This window comes from Lentzea waywayandensis, assembly GCF_900115955.1.
In the GTDB taxonomy this organism is placed as follows: Bacteria; Actinomycetota; Actinomycetes; order Mycobacteriales; family Pseudonocardiaceae; genus Lentzea; species Lentzea waywayandensis.
This window is the reverse complement of sequence record NZ_FOYL01000006.1, coordinates 325,212-342,130: the sequence shown is the minus strand read 5'-3', so window position 1 is coordinate 342,130 and position 16,919 is coordinate 325,212. Positions and strand designations below refer to the sequence as shown.

The 16,919-nt window shown below is 68.3% G+C and carries 16 protein-coding genes; 8 read left to right on the top strand and 8 right to left on the bottom strand.

Features of this window, described 5'->3' with window-relative positions; all coding sequences use genetic code 11:
• Positions 1-2: 2 nt before the first annotated feature.
• The 3 genes from BM417_RS24815 to BM417_RS24805 form a co-directional block, all read right to left on the bottom strand.
• The gene (locus BM417_RS24815) at positions 3-1,322 is read right to left on the bottom strand and encodes a purine-cytosine permease family protein (RefSeq protein WP_093599376.1); all 1,320 of its coding nucleotides are present in this window, start codon (positions 1,320-1,322) and stop codon (positions 3-5) included.
• Between the two features lie 115 nt (positions 1,323-1,437).
• A complete protein-coding gene (locus BM417_RS24810) occupies positions 1,438-2,070 on the bottom strand; it encodes a hypothetical protein (RefSeq protein WP_093598890.1) in 633 nt (210 codons plus the stop codon).
• A 63-nt stretch (positions 2,071-2,133) separates the two neighbouring features.
• Positions 2,134-2,685, bottom strand: a complete 552-nt coding sequence (locus tag BM417_RS24805) for a hypothetical protein (RefSeq protein ID WP_143138791.1) — start codon at positions 2,683-2,685, stop codon at positions 2,134-2,136.
• Positions 2,686-2,741: 56 nt separating this feature from the next.
• Between BM417_RS24805 and BM417_RS24800 the strand changes: the two genes are divergently transcribed.
• The 4 genes from BM417_RS24800 to BM417_RS24785 all read left to right on the top strand — a co-directional run bounded on the left by BM417_RS24800 (position 2,742) and on the right by BM417_RS24785 (position 5,221).
• The gene (locus tag BM417_RS24800; RefSeq protein WP_177320585.1) at positions 2,742-3,194 is read left to right on the top strand and encodes a YbaB/EbfC family nucleoid-associated protein; all 453 of its coding nucleotides are present in this window, start codon (positions 2,742-2,744) and stop codon (positions 3,192-3,194) included.
• A 79-nt stretch (positions 3,195-3,273) separates the two neighbouring features.
• Positions 3,274-3,492: a hypothetical protein gene (locus tag BM417_RS24795; RefSeq protein WP_093598881.1), complete on the top strand. Its 219-nt coding sequence runs from the start codon at positions 3,274-3,276 to the stop codon at positions 3,490-3,492.
• The gene (locus BM417_RS24790) at positions 3,489-4,778 is read left to right on the top strand and encodes a WXG100 family type VII secretion target (RefSeq protein ID WP_093598878.1); all 1,290 of its coding nucleotides are present in this window, start codon (positions 3,489-3,491) and stop codon (positions 4,776-4,778) included. Before BM417_RS24795 ends, BM417_RS24790 begins: the two co-directional genes overlap by 4 nt.
• A complete protein-coding gene (locus tag BM417_RS24785; protein WP_093598875.1) occupies positions 4,775-5,221 on the top strand; it encodes a DUF6346 domain-containing protein in 447 nt (148 codons plus the stop codon). Before BM417_RS24790 ends, BM417_RS24785 begins: the two co-directional genes overlap by 4 nt.
• A 137-nt stretch (positions 5,222-5,358) precedes the next feature.
• Here BM417_RS24785 and BM417_RS49315 read toward each other — a convergent pair whose 3' ends face one another.
• Both BM417_RS49315 and BM417_RS49310 read right to left on the bottom strand, forming a co-directional pair.
• Positions 5,359-5,541 (bottom strand): hypothetical protein, encoded by a 183-nt coding sequence (locus tag BM417_RS49315; RefSeq protein ID WP_245822141.1) that lies wholly within the window; start codon positions 5,539-5,541, stop codon positions 5,359-5,361.
• Positions 5,465-5,848, bottom strand: a complete 384-nt coding sequence (locus BM417_RS49310) for a hypothetical protein (protein ID WP_245822162.1) — start codon at positions 5,846-5,848, stop codon at positions 5,465-5,467. Before BM417_RS49310 ends, BM417_RS49315 begins: the two co-directional genes overlap by 77 nt.
• Here BM417_RS49310 and BM417_RS24780 point away from each other — a divergent pair.
• The 4 genes from BM417_RS24780 to BM417_RS24765 are packed head-to-tail and all read left to right on the top strand — an operon-like array spanning position 5,768 to position 12,988.
• Complete coding sequence (locus BM417_RS24780) at positions 5,768-6,700, top strand: TIGR02679 family protein (protein WP_245822160.1); 933 nt, start codon at positions 5,768-5,770, stop codon at positions 6,698-6,700. The genes BM417_RS49310 and BM417_RS24780 overlap by 81 nt on opposite strands.
• A 54-nt stretch (positions 6,701-6,754) precedes the next feature.
• A complete protein-coding gene (locus BM417_RS24775) occupies positions 6,755-8,155 on the top strand; it encodes a TIGR02677 family protein (protein WP_245822140.1) in 1,401 nt (466 codons plus the stop codon).
• Positions 8,152-9,222 carry a TIGR02678 family protein gene (locus BM417_RS24770; RefSeq protein ID WP_093598869.1) on the top strand — a complete coding sequence of 357 codons (1,071 nt, stop codon included), beginning with the start codon at positions 8,152-8,154 and terminating at the stop codon, positions 9,220-9,222. The genes BM417_RS24775 and BM417_RS24770 overlap by 4 nt, the downstream gene beginning before the upstream one ends.
• Positions 9,215-12,988 carry an SbcC/MukB-like Walker B domain-containing protein gene (locus BM417_RS24765; protein WP_093598866.1) on the top strand — a complete coding sequence of 1,258 codons (3,774 nt, stop codon included), beginning with the start codon at positions 9,215-9,217 and terminating at the stop codon, positions 12,986-12,988. Before BM417_RS24770 ends, BM417_RS24765 begins: the two co-directional genes overlap by 8 nt.
• Here the strand turns inward: BM417_RS24765 and BM417_RS24760 are convergent.
• From BM417_RS24760 to BM417_RS49905, 3 genes are read right to left on the bottom strand one after another with little or no spacing between them, the layout of a single operon-like run.
• Positions 12,985-13,470 (bottom strand): hypothetical protein, encoded by a 486-nt coding sequence (locus tag BM417_RS24760; RefSeq protein WP_093598863.1) that lies wholly within the window; start codon positions 13,468-13,470, stop codon positions 12,985-12,987. The two genes, BM417_RS24765 and BM417_RS24760, sit on opposite strands and share 4 nt — an antisense overlap.
• Positions 13,467-14,612 carry an exonuclease domain-containing protein gene (locus tag BM417_RS24755; RefSeq protein WP_093598860.1) on the bottom strand — a complete coding sequence of 382 codons (1,146 nt, stop codon included), beginning with the start codon at positions 14,610-14,612 and terminating at the stop codon, positions 13,467-13,469. Before BM417_RS24755 ends, BM417_RS24760 begins: the two co-directional genes overlap by 4 nt.
• A gap of 31 nt (positions 14,613-14,643) precedes the next feature.
• Positions 14,644-16,911 (bottom strand): LuxR C-terminal-related transcriptional regulator, encoded by a 2,268-nt coding sequence (locus BM417_RS49905; RefSeq protein ID WP_281251349.1) that lies wholly within the window; start codon positions 16,909-16,911, stop codon positions 14,644-14,646.
• Between the last annotated feature and the right edge of the window lie 8 nt (positions 16,912-16,919).

The following is a 16,919-nucleotide window of genomic DNA, read 5'->3' as shown; positions in this document are numbered from 1 at the left end:
CCTCAGGCGGCCTTCGCTTCCCCGACCACCTTACGGTTGGTGGCGCGTCGCGTCCGCATCCTCAGGAGGTCCAGCCGTCCAGCTGACACGTACAGCGCGAACGCGAGCACGAGTGAGTTCACACTGGACTGCCCGAACGGCAACAGTTCGCCGACGAGGGCCGCGGCGGGCCAGACGACCACCGTGACGGGCACCCACGAAGGCGCCGACCGCGGCACGTGCGGCCGCGTCGAGATGATCTCGTTGCGCCACCGCCGCACGACGTAGTACTCGGCGACCATGATCCCGGCGACGGGCGGGAACACTACGCCCAGCAGCACCAGGAAGTGGCTGAACTGGTTCACGATCCCCGCCGCCGCGAGGAAGCTGCCCGCGCACCCCACCATGACCGTGACCTGCGCCCGGCTGATCCTCATGGCGAACACGGCGTCGACGAGGTTCACGATCCCGAGCGAGGCGGAGTAGAGGTTCCAGTCGTTGATCTTCAAGACCGCCGTGACCACGATCAGCGCGCCGATCCAGCCACCGGACGAACTGATGACGCCCATGACGTCGGTGGTACCGACCCCGCGAGCGAGCACCACCCCGGCCAGGCCGATGACCCACTCGCCGAGCGTGATCCCCAGAACGGTCTGCTTGACGACGTCCCACTCGGTGCGGTTGAAGCGCGTCATGTCCGGCGCGACCGCCGCACCCACGATGAAACTGCCGGTGACCAGCGTGATCGCGGTCAGCATCCCGATCGGCGGCCCCGGCGCCGGACCGGCGATGGCAGCGCTGACATCGTTGACGTTCGTCAGCACGAGCCAGAGCAACAACGCCAGGAACGCGGGCACCGCCACGTACGAGGTCCACGCCATCCACCGCACGCCACAGGCGGCGATGACCGTGACCGCGATGCCGAAGAGCAACGACCACACCGGCGCCGGCAACACCCCGGCGACCCCGGCGAGCGTCGCTCCGGCCAGCCCCGTCTGCACCCCGAACCACCCGGTGCACGACAGGGCGATGATCAGCCCGAGCACCGCCGACCCGGCGTGCCCGAACCCGGTCCACCGAGTGAGGATGGCCGTGGAAAGCCCTTCCCGCTGCCCGATGACCCCCACGGCGATCGCCACGGCGTTGAGGAGCACGGCCCCGATCGTGAGCGCGATGAACGCGTCCCAGAACGACATGCCGAAGCCGAGGGTCGCGCCCAGCAACAACTGACTCAGCGCGGTCGTCTGCCCGAAGCGCTGGGTCGCGACCGACAACCAAGGGTGCCGCGCCTGGTCAGGGACACGACTGAGGGCCTGATCATCGCGCCCGAGTAGAGCGGTCATGATCATCCCTCCGCCCTGTGATCGACAACTCGGACAGTAATAGCCGAGCCACGATCGAGCTACAGACACTCTGCACAGTCGGATGAATCACCACGTTGCGATTCGCACAGGCCACCTAGTTCATCGCCAGTGCGATTCTCCTGCGCGCAACCAGCCGAGTCTGATGAACGTCCATGCTCACCCCAAGCCCAGGCCGCCGCTCGAACCGGTCGTAGCTGCGGCTGAGCAGCCAGTGAGCCGCCACCGGAGTGATCAGCTCCAACCGCATCTCGTCCCGCAGCCGAGCCAGCGCCTCCTCGACCTGCCGAGTGAGAAACGCGTGCCGCGTGAGACTCCCGCTGATTTCATCGATCATGAAAACCATCGCGTGCGGCGAGTCCCCGTACGAATAACTGCACAGCAGTGCCAGATATCCCGCGTCGATCGACCGATCACCGATCCAGCACTCGCCAAATGTGAGCGCTCCCAGATCCCACTGAGGCTCGTCCTGACGCCGCGCGGCCTCCTGCGCCCACACCCCTGGCCGCCCAGGAAGCAAATGCCCCAACGCCGTCAGCAACGCCGCACTACGCCGGCTCGGCACCTCCTCGAGATGCCGGACGACGACCTCCCACAACTCCTCGTTGTCGGCGAACGGCCCCGCAAACGAGCTGACCTGGAGCTCGACCTCCAGCGGATCGGTCAGCTGCGGCAAGGGGCGCCCGGCGTCCACCACCGCCTGCTGCATGGGGGTCAGCCTCGTCCGCATGGGCGGGAGACTAGGCCGATCGGCGCAACGCGACCCGTTCGTGGCTCTACGCCACCACGTGGATCACCCCATCGTGATCACCGAACGCAGCCCGTCCACGAGCAACTCGCCTGGAACCTCGAACTGAACCCCGCCCTGCGCGGTCACCAGCACCGTGACCGGCTGCTCCAGCGCGTCCACGACCACAGCCAGCTCAACTCCGCTGAACCGGTGCCAATGCGGCGGCCAGTCACGCGGCCGAGCTCGTTCCGACGCGAAGACATCCACAACGTCCTTGCGCACGACGAGATGCTTTCTCGGTTCGAGAGTGGGATCGGCGGGCAGCACGAGTTCGGCCGCCAGCACCGCGTCGACCAGTTCCGCCTTGTCCGCGTACCCGCGGTGCACGAGGTACATCAACGACTCGAGGTCGTTCTCGAAGCTGATCTCCCGTACCCGATAACGGGGATTCGGCACGTACTGATCAGTGATCTCACCCTGTGCGTCCACGAGATATCGCCCGATGACCGACTCGCCCGAACCACCGTCGTAGGCGGGATCGACCACGTGCAACCAGTTGTTGGGCATGCGACGAGCGCGTTCCCGCATCTCCCGAGTGACGAGCGGCTTGACCATGCACGCATTGTGCCGAACCGTGCGCGGAGAGTCCGAACGAATGCGATCATTCGATCGTGACCGATCCGCACCAGTATCTCGTGAGCTTCGAACAGCGCCTCCAGCAAGCCCAGGAACAGGCCGATGCCATTCAGACCGCGTTCCGCGAGTCCCGCACAGAAGCCCAGAGCCCGGACGGCTCGGTCATCATCACCGTCGGATCAGGCGGCCGCATCGAGTCGCTCCAGCTGACTCCGCGCGCCGACGACCTGGGCCACACAGCACTGGGCCGCACGATCATGGACACCATTCGCCGCGCCCAGGTCGAGGCCGCCCGCAAGATCGAGGACACGATGCGTCCTATCCTCGGTGACGGCGAAGGCATGGCCTTCCTGCGCGAACAGGTCGAACAGGGAATCGCCGTCATCGACCCGGCGGGCACGGTCGAGGAACCGAAGCCCGCGCCAGGGCGTCCCGCACCGCCACAGGGCGATGAAGACGACTTCGGCGGAAACTCGGTGCTGCGATGACCGGCTTCCAGACCCAGGCCGAGACCGTCTCCGCCCACGGCAAGATGCTCGTCGGCCAGGTCTCGCCCTGCAGGAGGCAGTGTCCGCCTCCCAGACGAGCCTCGGTCCGAACGTGATGGGTGAACTCTGCCAAGCGTGGTCGTGGATCTTCAACGAGGAGCTCGACGACGCCAAGGCCCTTCTCGCCGCCCTCCCCAAGGCCTTCGAGGCAACCGGTGACGAGTTGTGCTCGACGGCTGAGACCTACCGCCAGGCCGAAGAAGGCAACCGCGCCGCCATACAGGGGGTGGACCGATGAGCAATCCCTTGGTCGCGCAGAAGGAAGACGACAAGAAGCGGCTCGCCGGCGCAGGCATGTTCGACACCGCCGAGGACCTGGTCATGCCCTTCGCCGAAGGCAAGACCATCGATCCGGTCGCGCTGGGCATCGACGGGGCCGCGCTGGCACTGGACGTCGCCGGCTTCCTCACCGACCCGCTGGGCACGCTGGCCTCGTCGGTCGTGGGCTGGATCATCGAGAACGTCGGTTTCATCCGGGAACCGTTCGACAAGCTCATGGGTGATCCACCGGCCATCGAAGCGATCGGCACCACCTGGGAGAACATCTCCAAACGCCTGAGCGACGAGGCCAACGCCTACGAGTCCCATGCCAAGACGCTCGTCGAGTGGACGGGCGACGCCGCCGATGCCTATGGCACCCGTTGCACCAATCTCGCGGCGCAACTCCGCGGGTCGGCGGCCGCCGCCTCGTCCGCCGCGAACAAGATCAAGGTGGCCGGCGCGGTAGTCGCCGCGACCAGGGCGCTGATTCGCGATCTGCTGGCCGACCTGGCAGGCACCCTGCTGATGTGGGGCATTCCGGCCGCTGCGTCGGCGATCCCGACCGCGGGCGCCTCCATCGCGGCCTTCATCACCCGAGCCGTCACCAAGGCAGTCGAGATCGGCACCAAGATCGCCCGGTTCGTCGCCAAGTTGTTCAAAGCGTTGGACAAGCTCGGCTCGCTGGCGAAGAAAGCCGCAACCGCGATGCGCAAGCAAGCCGACGACCTCGCGGCCCTGAGCAGGCAGATGCCGAACAGCCGCTACGGCAACCAGCGGGCGGCAGAGCTCGCCTCCGACTCGGCAACGAGGGTGTCCAGGGCCGACTCTCTCGACAACATCGGTGACGGCCTCGGCAACGCGAGCAGGCGCATCCAAGACGGTGTCGACAACGCGATGAACAAAGTCGACGACATCGCCCAGCGCACCACCCAGAAGGTCGACGACTGGGCAGCCCGCGTGAAGGAGAACGGCCCGGCTCGCAAGCAGGCGGTCAAGGACTTCTACGAGACGATGAACCAGCCCCCTCTGACCACGCGCAAGGAGAACATGGGCGACCCCCAGTCCGGCCTCGGCCGAGCAGCCGACCGGGTGGACGCGCCGATGAGCAAGGGCCTGCTCGACGGCCAGAACTGGGTGCGCGCGGTGTCCAGCAGGGACATCAGCCACCTGATGCCGAACTGGGGCGACCTCGTCCATCCGGCGAAGGAACTGTCGAAAGAGCTGAACAAGGCTGAAGGCGGCGGCCACAAGGAAGGCTCGTGACCAAACCGAGGCGGATCGCCATCGCCGCCGTTCTCTGGATCGTCGCCCTGTACACCGCCCACGCAGGCACGTTGTTCTTCGACGGCGAAGCTGGCTCAGGCGGCGATCCGAAGGGCTACGCGGAGAGAATCTCGTGCGCACGCAACTGGTGGGCCTTTGGCGCCCTCTGGCATTGCAATGCCACCATCGTCGCTGACGATGGAAGGCAGTACCCGTACAGCAACAAGAACTCCTCGCTCACGCCAGCCGACATCGGCAACCGCGTGCCGATGACCAACAACCGCGTACGTTCCGGGCGGTCTTCCCAGGCGAGCGCGGAGTGGGCGCTCGCCGAACGCAGAGACCCGAACAAGGTCGCGTACATGCTGTCCCTCATGGGCATTCCGGTAGTCGCGCTCTTCATCACGTTCCGCATGTTCCGCGACAAGAACCCGGTGGTGTGAAAGGACGTCACCAACGCTGACTGGTTCGCCCTGTGCGCGTACGGCGCCGCGGTCGCCCAAACCGAGAACATCCAATGCGAGCGCAACTGGCTCGTCCTGGGCACCCACTGGAGCTGCAGCGCGATCGTCACTGACGCCTACGGCGTGCAGCAGAGGTTCACCAGCGACTCCTCGCTGCTGACCCGGCCGACACGCTTGCTCGACATCAGGTGATCAAGCCCCGGCGAGTCGAGCCGGTGGTGCTCAGGCGTCAACGGCTTGGCGCCCGACAGTGATGTCCGCGCGATCGGCGGCCGCCCGGCCCGCTTCCCACCTGGCACCGTTGGTGACTGTCGCCGACCTGTGGACGAGATCGCTGAACATCTTGTCGAACGTCTCCTCGACCACTCGTGACCGCTCGGCCAGCACTGGCAACAGTCGCTCGTCCTCGACCGGATCGTGCGCCAGGACACCGGCCTCGCCCAGCCGTTCCCCGATGCGCGTGGCGTACGAGACCGGGAAGGACTGCCGGAACGACCGGGTGCGAGACGTTCCGGCCCGAGTGGCCTGGCTGCCTTCGGCCACCATCGCACGGGTGGCCTGGACCAGCAGCGAGGTGGCCAGCAGCTCGGTGATCTCCAGGTCCATCGACTCACCGACCAGCTGGACGATCCACGTCTCGCTTCGTGGGCACTCTCGCTGCGTCTGAGCGGCCTGGTCAAACGCCTCACTGCCACTCCACAGGCCGCGGCCGACCTGCTGACCAAGGTGAACGTCGTCGTGACGAACCTGCCGTCGCCCGGCGAGCCGATCGGACGATTCGCCGCACGACTAACCGGTGATGCCCACTCATTGGACGATGATCGTCCGTTGGCGACGCTGGCACTTCGGGCCGCACGCGTCCTGAGCGGTCTGCCGGACGGCAGCGGCGCCGAATGGCGTCGAGAGGTGTGGGCATCGGTCGGCCTGATGCGCGACGAGCTGTCCACCACGGTCATCACCCTGGGCTTCGGCGGCCATCAAGGCCTGGAAGCGTGGCTAGGTCAACCGGTGCACCTCACCCTGCGCCAGCTCGTCCGTGATCCTCCACGTCTGGCCGCACTGGACGTGTTCGTCTGCGAGAACCCGGTCGTCGTGGCGACCGCGGCCGACCACCTCGGGCCGTCCTGCCCGCCGTTGGTGTGCACCAGCGGTCAGCCCAGCGCCGCGGTGATGCATCTGCTCCGCCTGATCGTCTCCGCGCACGGCACCCTGCGTTACCACGGCGACTTCGACTGGGGCGGCGTCCGCATCGCCAACGTGCTGCACGATCGCGTGCCTTTCACGCCGTGGCGCTTCGACACCGCGTCCTACCTCGCTGCCGGTGAGGGCCGTCCGCTGACCGGCGCACCGGTCGAAGCACGCTGGGATCCTGCTCTGGCGACGGCGATGAGCCACACGAACCGTCGTATCGAGGAGGAACTCGTGCTGGACGACCTCCTGAACGATCTGTCGTCTTGATAGCCGCCCGCCCTGTCACCCGAAAGCCCTACAACGCCAGCTACGGTGGCACAGGTGACGACGTTTCCACGGGTGCCCGCGGACCTGTTCCGCTTCACCACGACCGCCCACGCGGAGCTGCACACTGCAGTGATGCGCGTGTTCGGGGTGGCGAACGAGCGCCTGCAGACCGTCCTCACGGCCGATGACGTGCAGCAACGGCTCCGCTCCGTCGGCTGGTCCGAGCAGGTGACGGACGACGAGCTCCAGGCGTCCCTCAACGCTCTCCGTGGGTGGGGCCTGCTGGACGCGACGCAGAACCGCTACGGGCTCACCAAGCTCGGCGAGGCCGCGTTCGCGGGCGTCAAACAGGCGCTCGACACCCTCAGCAGCAACGGTTCGCTGCAGACCGCGGTGCTCGACGCGATCGCGACCCACCTCGACAACCTGAGCAGGCCGCTGGACGACCGCGGCAGTTTCACCACGCTCACCCAGCTCGAAGGTCACCTCGAAGCCTTCGAGACCGGCACGACGCGGTTCAACGCCGACCTGCAAAGACTCCTGAGGGACGAGCAGACCGACCTCGCCACGTTCCAGGACGTCAAGCGCACGACGGTCACCTACCTGCGCGACTTCATCGCGGACCTGGACGCGCGCAAGCAGAAGATCCGCGACACCATCGCGAGCATCGACGCGACCGAGCTGCACGAACGCGCGCGCAACGGCGCCGGCCTCCTCCACGACGAGCTGTGGCTTCAGCAGCGCAAAGAGCGTTGGAGCAGCCTCAAGAGCTGGTTTCACGACAACCCGCCGCGCGTCGACGAACTGCAGGACGTGTCGCGCAAGGCGATCGTGCAGTTGCTCCGGGTGCTGGACCGGATCAGCGAGCAGCGCAAGCCGACGAACACAGCGGCGGACTTCCGGGCGCTGGCGCGGTGGTTCGCGAGGACCGAGACCGAGGACGAGGCGCACGAGCTGTTCAACGCCGCGTTCGGGCTGTGGTCCGCTCGGCACGCGCACCTCGCGCACGCCGACGGTGAGCTGATGCCGAGCGGCGAGGCGTGGCACAACACGCCGCCGGTGCCCGTGTCGCCGCAGCTGCGCGCTACCGGCAAGCAGGAGCACATCGGCGCCACCGGCAAGGTCCGCAACGTCGACGAGGTGCGCCGCAACCGCCGCGAACGGGCGCAGAAGGAACGCGAGGAGCTCGAATACGCCTGGTCGCAGATCCAGACCGACGGAGCAGTCCGGATCTCCACGCTCACCAACCTCGACCACGACACGTTCCACCGGCTGATCGACCTGGTCGGGCGGGCGCTCGGCAGCGATCCGGACAGCACGGGCACGCGCACCGCCGGCACGAGTGACGGGCGGATGCAGATCAACCTGCGCAACGCGCGTGGCTGGGCGACCATGACCACCCAGAAGGGCACGCTGAGCGGGCCCGACTACGTGATCGACGTGCAGAGCCGATGAGCCGCACGGGGAACCAGCTCGCACGGCTGGAGAGCGAAGAGGTGGCGCGTGGTGTTCGTCTGCTGCTCGCGCGTCCGTTGCTGACCGCGAGGCTGGACCACGACGGGTTCGACCTCATCAGAAGGCGCCGCGAACCGATCGTGAAGTGGTTCGACTACTACTGCGGCTGGCGTGTGCACGTCGAGCCACGCGCCGGATACGCGCGTCTGTTCAAGACCACGCAACGGCCTGATCGCACGCGACCGGCGTTCGACCGGCGGCGGTACATCCTGCTGTGTCTCGTGTGCGCGGAACTGCTGGCCACGCCGACGATGACGCTCGACGAGCTGACCACGCGCACGAAGCACGCGGCCACTGACGGCATCCAGTTCGACCCGGCCAGGCGCAGCGACCGCAACGCGTTCAACGACGTGCTGACGTTCCTCGAAGAACACGGCGCGGTCGAGACCGACGAGCACGTCCGCGCGGACCCGACGCTCATCACGCGCCTTCTCGCCGCGCCGGTCCCGCCCTCCACAGTGGACACGATCGCGGACCTCACCCGCGAGACCCGCTACGACAACGCGCATCGCAGCCTGTGGCAACGGCACTCCGTGATGCGCAGGCTCATCGACGATCCCGTGGTCTACAAGGAAGAGCTGAACGCGAGCCAACTCGCGTTCCTGGCCTCACCGGCCGGGCGCAAGGTCGTCCAGACGGGCATCGGGCTCGCCGGCTGCACGCTGGAGGAACGCGCCGAGGGTTATCTCGTGGTGGACGCCGATGCGATCGCCACGGACACGAGGTTCCCGGACGACGACAACAACGCGAAGGTCGCCGCGTTGTTGTTGCTCGACCGGTTGGCACAAGGTCCGGCGGCCACCGAGGATCTGGTCGAGGAAACACGCGAGCTGCTCACGAAGTTCCGCACGTGGGCCAACGCCTACCAGTCGGACGGTGGCGCGGGCAGACTCGCGGCGGACGGGCTCGAACTGCTGCACATGTTCGGGCTCGCTCGCACGGAGAACGGCACCGTTCACAGGCTGCCCGCCGCAGCCAGGTACGCGGTCGAGGAGCTCAATGACTGACCGGTGGCAACCCAGCCGCGCCGGCATCATCAACGTCTGGCGCTACTACGACGAGATCTTCTCGTTCTACCAGGGCAGACTGCTGCTCCGGGGTCCCAACGGCACGGGCAAGTCGAAGGCGCTCGAGCTGCTGCTGCCGTATCTGTTCGACGCGAACCTGCGTCCGCACCGGCTGTCGACGTTCGGCAGCGCGGACCGCACGATGCACTGGAACCTAATGGGCGAGGGCAACCAGGGCAGCACGCGCGTCGGGTACGTGTGGCTGGAGTTCCAGCACGGCGAGCAGTGGTTCACGTGCGGTGCGCGGCTTCAGGCCACCACGAACACGTCGAACGTCTCGGCCACGTACTTCACGACGTCGCTGCGGGTCGGCGATCTGGCGCTGGTGAACGAGGCCGGGCGCCCGTTGACCAAGACCGATCTCGTTGCGGCGATTGGTGAACACGGCGTTGTGCACGCCTCACCGGCCGATTACCGCCACACGGTGCGGACAACGTTGTTCCCCGGCGTGACCGAGCAACGGTACGACTCGCTGATCACCGCGCTGCTTCAGCTGCGCACGCCGAAGCTGTCCGAGCGGCTCGACCCGAGCGTGCTGTCCTCGTTGCTGTCCAAGGCACTTCCGCCGCTGGACCAGTCCGATCTGACCGAGATCGCCGAGGGGTTCGAACGGCTCGACCGTCAGCGCGAGGGGCTGCGGCGGCTCGACGAGGAGATCACCACCGCCGAACGGCTCGCGGACGTGCAGCGCGTCTACGCCCAGCGCGTTCTTGGAGTGGCCGCAAGGGCGTTGGAGTCGTCGACCGAACAGCTCGAGGACCTGACGCGGGCCGCGCGGATGAGCGAACGGCGTTACCAGCGCCAGATCACGCTGACCGACGAGGCGTTCGACCAGCTCGCGGCGCTGGGACGCGAGGCGAGCGCGGTCGACGCGGAGATCTCCGGCATCTCCGACCTGCCCGCCTACCAGGAGGGCAAGCAGCTCGACCTGTTGCGGCAGCAGCTTTCCGCCGCGACCCTGCGCGCGTCGGAGGCCGCCGAGCACGCCGCGAAACTGCGCGCACGGGCCGTTGCCGACGACGAACAGGCCGGGCAGGCAAAGGCGGACGCGGCCGCACGCGCCGATGAGCTGCGGCGTTCCGTCGTGATCGCACGGGAAGCCGCCGAGCACGCCGGTATGCGGTCGGTGTTCGAGGAGATCGAGTCGGGCGCAGACGCGCGGGCGGGACGGCAGCTGCTCACCGCCGCCGTCGACTCCCGTTCCACCGAGATCAGCTCGATCATGCGTGCCGTTGCCGCGCACGAGAGGGTCGTCGACGCACGGGACGCCGCACGCCAACGCCTTGAGGAAACCCGTGACGAGCTCGACCTCGCCACGGAGGCGGAGGTCGCGGCGCAGCAGGCGTTCGACCAAGCGTTCGCGAAGTTCGGCGCGGACTTCGAGACGTGGGCGCACGGCTGTTCCGAGCTGAACGTGTCCGAACACAGCGAGATCGTCGAGGCCGCCGCTCTCGCCCGCGAGGAGTTCAGCCGCATCGAGGCGCGCCTGGACGAGACGCGCACGGCGTTGAACGGCCAGCTCGCGCAGTACAACTCCATCCGCGAGAAGCTCGCCAACCAGGTCGACGTGCCGCCGCCCGCGCCGTACACACGCGCCGACGATTACCGCGTTTCCGCCGCAGGCGCTCCGTTGTGGCGTCTGGTCGACTTCCGCCCCGGCACGCCCACGGCCGTGTGCGGTGCGGTCGAGGCGGCGCTGGAGGCCTCGGGCCTGCTCGACGCGTGGCTCGCGGCGGACAACTCGTTCGGTCTCCCCAACCAGGACCGTTTCGTGGAACCGACGCTGGCGCCTCCCGCTCCCGGCTACACGCTGCTGGAGGTGCTCGTCACCGACGACGAGCGCTGTTACCGGTTCCTGGAAGGCATCGCGTTCGGCGAGACGGCCACCGGTCACGCCGTCGCGATCGGCGCGGACGGGACGTGGCGCCTGGCCAACGCGCACGGCCGCTGGACCAAGCCCTTCCCCACCTACATCGGCGCCGACGCGCGCAAACGCGCCCGCGCGGGCCGCATCGCCGAGCTCACCGGGCTGATCGAACAGCTCGCCACCGATCTGTCCGGTGTGGACGCCGCGCTGAACCAGATCGCGGTGCGCCGGGCGACCCTGGCCGGCGAACTGGCCCGGCAACCCTCGGCGGACCCGATCGAGATCGCCGAGGACCAGCGCACGAAGGCCCAGCTGCGGTGCGCGGCGAGGAAGGACGCCGTCGCGGCCGCGACCAGGCGGGTCTCCGACGCGGAGGCCGCCGTCGCCCGGCACACCCTGAGCACCGAGGTGCCCGACCTGGAGGTGCTGGCCGCGTTCGGCAGCACGGGCCACTGCTGGCTCGACGACCGTCACGACGCCTTCGCCGCGGAAGCGCTGTCGATCGACGCCGGCAACCGTGCGTCGGTGAGCAGCGCGCTGGCCGACGAGGCCGAGGAGACGTCGGCAGCCCGTCACCAGGAAGCCGCCGACCTCGCCATCACGCTGGAGACCGTCGAACGTTCCGCCGGCTCGGAGTTCCACGCCCTCGACCAGCAGCTCATCACGTTGCGCGCCAAGGCGCTCACGTTGGCCGAGGAACGCGAAACGCTCCAGGACAAGCAAACCGGTCTGGCGCGCACACTCGGCACGTTGGAGGAAAAGCGCAAGACCGACACCGCACGTGCCGCGGAAGCCACTGTCGCGCGTGACGCGGCCGATGCCCGCTACCGGCATCTGACCAGCGGCCACCTGCCCGCCGACGCCGGTGAGGTGCCCGACGACATCGTGGATCCGCGCCTGATCCGCGACTTCGAGTCCCGCCTCGGTCTCGCCGTGCACCAGGCCCGGCAGCAACTGGCAGGCCGCATCGACCTGTCGCTCGACCCCGACGACGACGTCACGGTTCTGACCGCAACGCTGGACGGCGTGCGCATGGGTGCGCACGCCCTGCTTCAGAGGTTGCAGGCCGAACGCGACCGCGTGTGCACGCACATCACGGACGTCGAACGCGACCTCTTCGACCAGACCCTCACCGGCGACACGCGCAGGCACATCGCCCAACGCATCCAGGGCGCCTCCGAGCTGGTCGGCACCATGAACCAACGCTTGGAGCGCGTCCAAACCGCGTCCGGCATCCGCGTGCAGCTCGACTGGCAGGTGGATCCCCAGCTACCGCCGGGCACCCGAGAGGCCCGCGATCTCCTGCTGCGATCAGACCTGAACGACGACGAACGCGCGTTGCTGCACCAGTTCTTCCGCGAGCGCGTGGAAGAAGCACGCGCGCACGACTCCGCAACGGGCTGGGAACAACAACTCGCCCAGGTGCTGGACTACACGACGTGGCACCAGTTCGTCGTGAAGGTGGACAGAGGCGAAGGCTGGGTCCCGGTCACCAAACGGGTGCACGGCGCCCTGTCCGGCGGCGAGAAGGCCATCGTGCTGCACCTCCCGCTGTTCGCCGCGGCGGCCGCGCATTACCACGCCACCCCGACCGCACCCCGCCTGATCCTGCTGGACGAGGTCTTCGTCGGCGTCGACGCCACCAACCGGGGCCAGCTGCTGGAACTGCTGGTCAACTTCGACCTGGACCTGGTGCTCACGTCGGACCACGAGTGGTGCGACTACCGGGAGCTGACCGGCATCGCCATCCACCAGCTCACGACCGGCACGGACGGAGACGACGCCGTGACGACCGTGCGCTTCACGTGGGACGGGCACAGCCTCACGGCCGATGACTAACTTCCGAACAACGCCAGCAGTTCGCGTTGCTCGGAAGTTAGCTGGAACGACGGGTTGCGCCGCGGGTAGATCTCCGCGGCGTCCCACAGTTCCGTGCGCACGCTGGCCTGAGTGCTGATCTTGACGCCACGTGACCGGAGGTCGGCCACCACGGTCGCCGCGTCGAACAGGTAGACCGCGTCGACGACCAACGGCCTGGTCGTGCCACGGGAACCGACCGGCTCGGCTTTCGGCCCGGCCAGCACGAGGTAGAAGTCCGGTCCCTGCTCCTTCATGTCCAGCAGGCCTTCCCGCTTCGTGTACCACCGGACGCCCACGGTCCGGCCGTCGCCGAGCCTGCCGTCGCTGACGCCGAATACCTGCGCCGCGATCCACGCACCGAGGTGCCCGGTCAACGCGGGCCGCCCGATGCACGCCGACAGTTCGGCGTCGATGCGGTTGCGTTCCTGGATGAGCGCGGCCACCCGGTCCATCGCGCTCATGCCGACCCGCTCAGCTGACCGAGCAGACCGGCGAACAGGTCCTCGGACACGACCGGAATCCCGTACGTGCGCGCCTTGTCCGCCTTGCCCGACATGGAGTCCGGGTCCGCCGCGATCACCACCGCGGTCCTCTTCGTCACGCCCGCCTTCACGGTGAGCCCGGCGGACAGCGCCCGGCTCTCCCAGACGTCACGGCCCTCGCGCATCTGGCCGGTGAAGACGACGAGATCACCCGGCGAGAGCCGTACCGGCCTGCGCAGCACCCCGGCGACGTCCACGCCGAGCAACGACGCGACCAGCCGCAGGTCCGCCTCCTCGTCCGCGGTCACCCGGCCGTCCTCCCAGGCGGCGTCGGCGAGCGCGGCGAGGTAGCCGCGGTGCAGCTCCATCACCTGCGGCAGGCCGAGATCGAGCGCACGAGCCACTTCGAGCAGCTCTTCCTGTTCCTCCAGCGTCAGGTGCCGGTCGACCAGCGCCCGGTCGAGCACGTCGAGGTACTCGTCGCCCGACGCGGTCTCCACCCGAGGCAGCAGCCGCACGAGCTTCGACAGGAAGTGCTGTTCGGCTCCGTGGGGGTGACTGCGCTGCACGGCGAACGCGTTCAGGGTTCGCGGCACCGTCAGGCGCACCGGCTCCACGTCCCCGACGCGGTCCAGGCAACGCGCCAGCAGCCCCGCGGACGCCCGCGCGTCGTGCAGCGCGGAGTGCGCGGTGCCCATCGGCACGCCGGCCACCTCGCAGCACGCGGCGAGCGACCGTGACGTGGCACCGAGATACCGGCCGGCGAGGTTCATCGTGCAGAGCCCCTCCGCGAAGAGCTCGTGGCCGAGCCTCGCGAACTCGGCCCGCAGGAACCGCAGGTCGAACGACAGGTTGTGCGCGACGAGCACCCGTCCCGACAGCCTCGCGGCGAGCTCACCGGCGATACCGGCGAACTCGGGCGCGCGCCGGGCGTCCGCGGCGCTGATGCCGTGCACGTGCTGGGCGCCGAGGTCGCGGCGCGGGTTGACCAGCGTGCACCACTCGTCCACCCGGCGGCCGGACGCGTCGAGGTGCACGACGGCGACCTCGCTAACCCGGTGGTGCTGACCAGGTGAAAGTCCGGTGGTCTCGACGTCGACTACCGCGTACCCGTTGCTCATGCCGGAATGTCGTTCGGACCCGTGCCGAGCGTTATCCCCGGCCGCCGAGGTCATCCGTAAGGACCAACGCGAGCTCACCGCGGGTCGTGATGCCGAGCTTCGCGTAGGCGTTGGAGAGGTGGTTGTCGACGGTCCGCACGGAGATCACCAACGACTCGGCGATCTCTTTGTTCGTCAGACCCCGTGCGGCGAGCACGGCCACTTCGCGCTCACGGCGGGTGAGCGACGTCAGCGTCATCCTCGCCAACGCGGGCGTCCGTGCGTACTCGCACAGGCCGATCAGCCGCCCGGCCAGCGCGCGATTGCCTGACGCTGCGGCAGCTTCCGCCGCGAACAGCACGTACCCGGCCTTCTCGAACCGCGCGGCCACCTCTTCCAACGCTCCGGAGTCGTTGCGCACCAACGCCTCCGCATGTGCGGCGTACACCGGGACCAGCAGCCCGGTCGTCGTGGAGGCGAGCTCCCGCAGCCTTTCGAGGGCGTCAGAGGCGTGTCCGAGCCGGACGGCCTCGTGCAGGAACACCGCCTCGGCAGCGAACTCGGTATGCGCCCGAGCGTCCTGCGCCGCCTCGAACGGCGACGTTCCACCCGCCCAGATCCGCGCCTGCCACAGTCCGATGCCGTACGGGCGCATTCCTGGCGGCGCCAGCTCTTCCGCTTCAGCGAGCAGTGCACGCGCGTCGTTGCCCAGCAACGATTCCACGTGGGCCAGTTCGCAGAGCCGCACGAACGGCTGCACGGGCCGCGCCTCTCGCAGCAAGCGCCGCGCTTCGAGCAAACGGCCACCCGCCCGTGCCAGGCCGGCACACGAAACGGCCCAGCTCGACCGCATGGAATCCCACTCGGCCTTCTCCCGATGCGCTTGCACGGCAAGACGTTCCGCACGAGCCAGTTCACCGTGCAAGGCGTGCACGAACACCTCGGAGAACGCGTTCATCTCGGCGCCCAGACCGACCTCGGGATTCGGCGGGACGACCGGGAACGGCCCCGTGTACCTGCCCTGCACCACGTCGATCATCGCGAGGATCGCCGCCTCACCCGGATCGGCGTCCGAGAGCAGCGCACGAGCCTCGTCGTACTTGCCTGCGAAGAACAGGAGCGCGGCCCTGCCCGCTGGCATCACGATCATCTCCGCGGCTTCCTCGGTGCGCCCGAGCGCCCATCCGAGGTTCATCGCGCGCATGGTGCGGACCTCGATCGGGTCGTCGTCGGTCGCCACCGACGCGAAGACCTCCTCGGCTTCCTCCGCGCGATCCGTGAACACCAGCACGTAAGCCAACTGCCGTGCCGCCTCCACACCACCACCGACAGACCATGCGGCACGTGCGAGCCGTTCTGCGAGAACGACACCACCCGTCGCGCTGGCGAGATTCGCGGCTCTCAGCAGCTGTGCGGGATCGTCTGCCGTACCGCTGTCCAGACGCAACACGGCTACTCGCAACGGATCGTCGAGCACGGAAGCCAGGTACCGCTGATGGTTGCGCTTGCGCAGGGGAGGGCACTGCGCGCGCAACACCTCTCCGTACAACGGATGCGCGAGCCTCAGTCCCTCATCGGTCACGGTCACGAGCCCGTCCAACGCCTCCGACGCGGCCAGGTCCAGCGGTTCGCCGAACGCGAGCAGCTCCAGCACCCGGCGTTCCTCGGCGGGCACCCCTGCGAGGTGAACCTCGATCAGTTCCACCAGCCGTGGCGACAACGGCAGCGGGCCGTCCAACGACCACACGCCGCCGTGCGACACCCACTGCGCAGCGAAATGCATCTCTCGCAGCAGCAACATGTTTCCAGCTGACGCCGTCCACAACCGATCGGCCGTCGCGCTGTCCAGCACTCCGCCGAGCACGGTCTCCAGCACCTCGACGACCGCGGCACGTCCGAGCGGCTCGAGCTCGATGCGAGGCAGCAGCTCGTCCTTCCACAGCGCCACGACCGGTTCCGGCGCGCGTTCGCCCGAGCGCAGCGTCGCCACCACGACGGCTTCCCGGTGGTGCACGAGTTGGTGCAGCAGTCCTGCTGACGCGTCATCGAGCAGATGAACGTCATCGACCACCACGATGCGATCGCGCAACGCGGTCCGTGCGGCGGTCAACATCGCCAACGGCGAGGGATCGACCGATGACAAGAAGGGCGCCATCACGCCGAGTGGAATCTCCGACATCGCCGCTGTCGCACGCAGCCGGACGTCGCACTCGACCTCGTCCAACAGCCGTGTCTTGCCCACTCCGGCAGGACCCGCCACGATCAGCCCGGCACTGCGCACCGCACGCCTGACCGCGGTGAGCTCGGCGTCCCTCCCCACGAACGGCC

Excerpts from the sequence above, each read along its gene's own strand:
- BM417_RS24815 (WP_093599376.1), bottom strand. The coding sequence starts at position 1,322 with ATGACCGCTCTACTCGGGCGCGATGATCAGGCCCTCAGTCGTGTCCCT.
- BM417_RS24810 (WP_093598890.1), bottom strand. The coding sequence starts at position 2,070 with ATGCGGACGAGGCTGACCCCCATGCAGCAGGCGGTGGTGGACGCCGGG.
- BM417_RS24805 (WP_143138791.1), bottom strand. The coding sequence starts at position 2,685 with ATGGTCAAGCCGCTCGTCACTCGGGAGATGCGGGAACGCGCTCGTCGC.
- BM417_RS24790 (WP_093598878.1), top strand. The coding sequence starts at position 3,489 with ATGAGCAATCCCTTGGTCGCGCAGAAGGAAGACGACAAGAAGCGGCTC.
- BM417_RS49310 (WP_245822162.1), bottom strand. The coding sequence starts at position 5,848 with ATGGACCTGGAGATCACCGAGCTGCTGGCCACCTCGCTGCTGGTCCAG.
- BM417_RS24770 (WP_093598869.1), top strand. The coding sequence starts at position 8,152 with ATGAGCCGCACGGGGAACCAGCTCGCACGGCTGGAGAGCGAAGAGGTG.
- BM417_RS24765 (WP_093598866.1), top strand. The coding sequence starts at position 9,215 with ATGACTGACCGGTGGCAACCCAGCCGCGCCGGCATCATCAACGTCTGG.
- BM417_RS24760 (WP_093598863.1), bottom strand. The coding sequence starts at position 13,470 with ATGAGCGCGATGGACCGGGTGGCCGCGCTCATCCAGGAACGCAACCGC.
- BM417_RS24755 (WP_093598860.1), bottom strand. The coding sequence starts at position 14,612 with ATGAGCAACGGGTACGCGGTAGTCGACGTCGAGACCACCGGACTTTCA.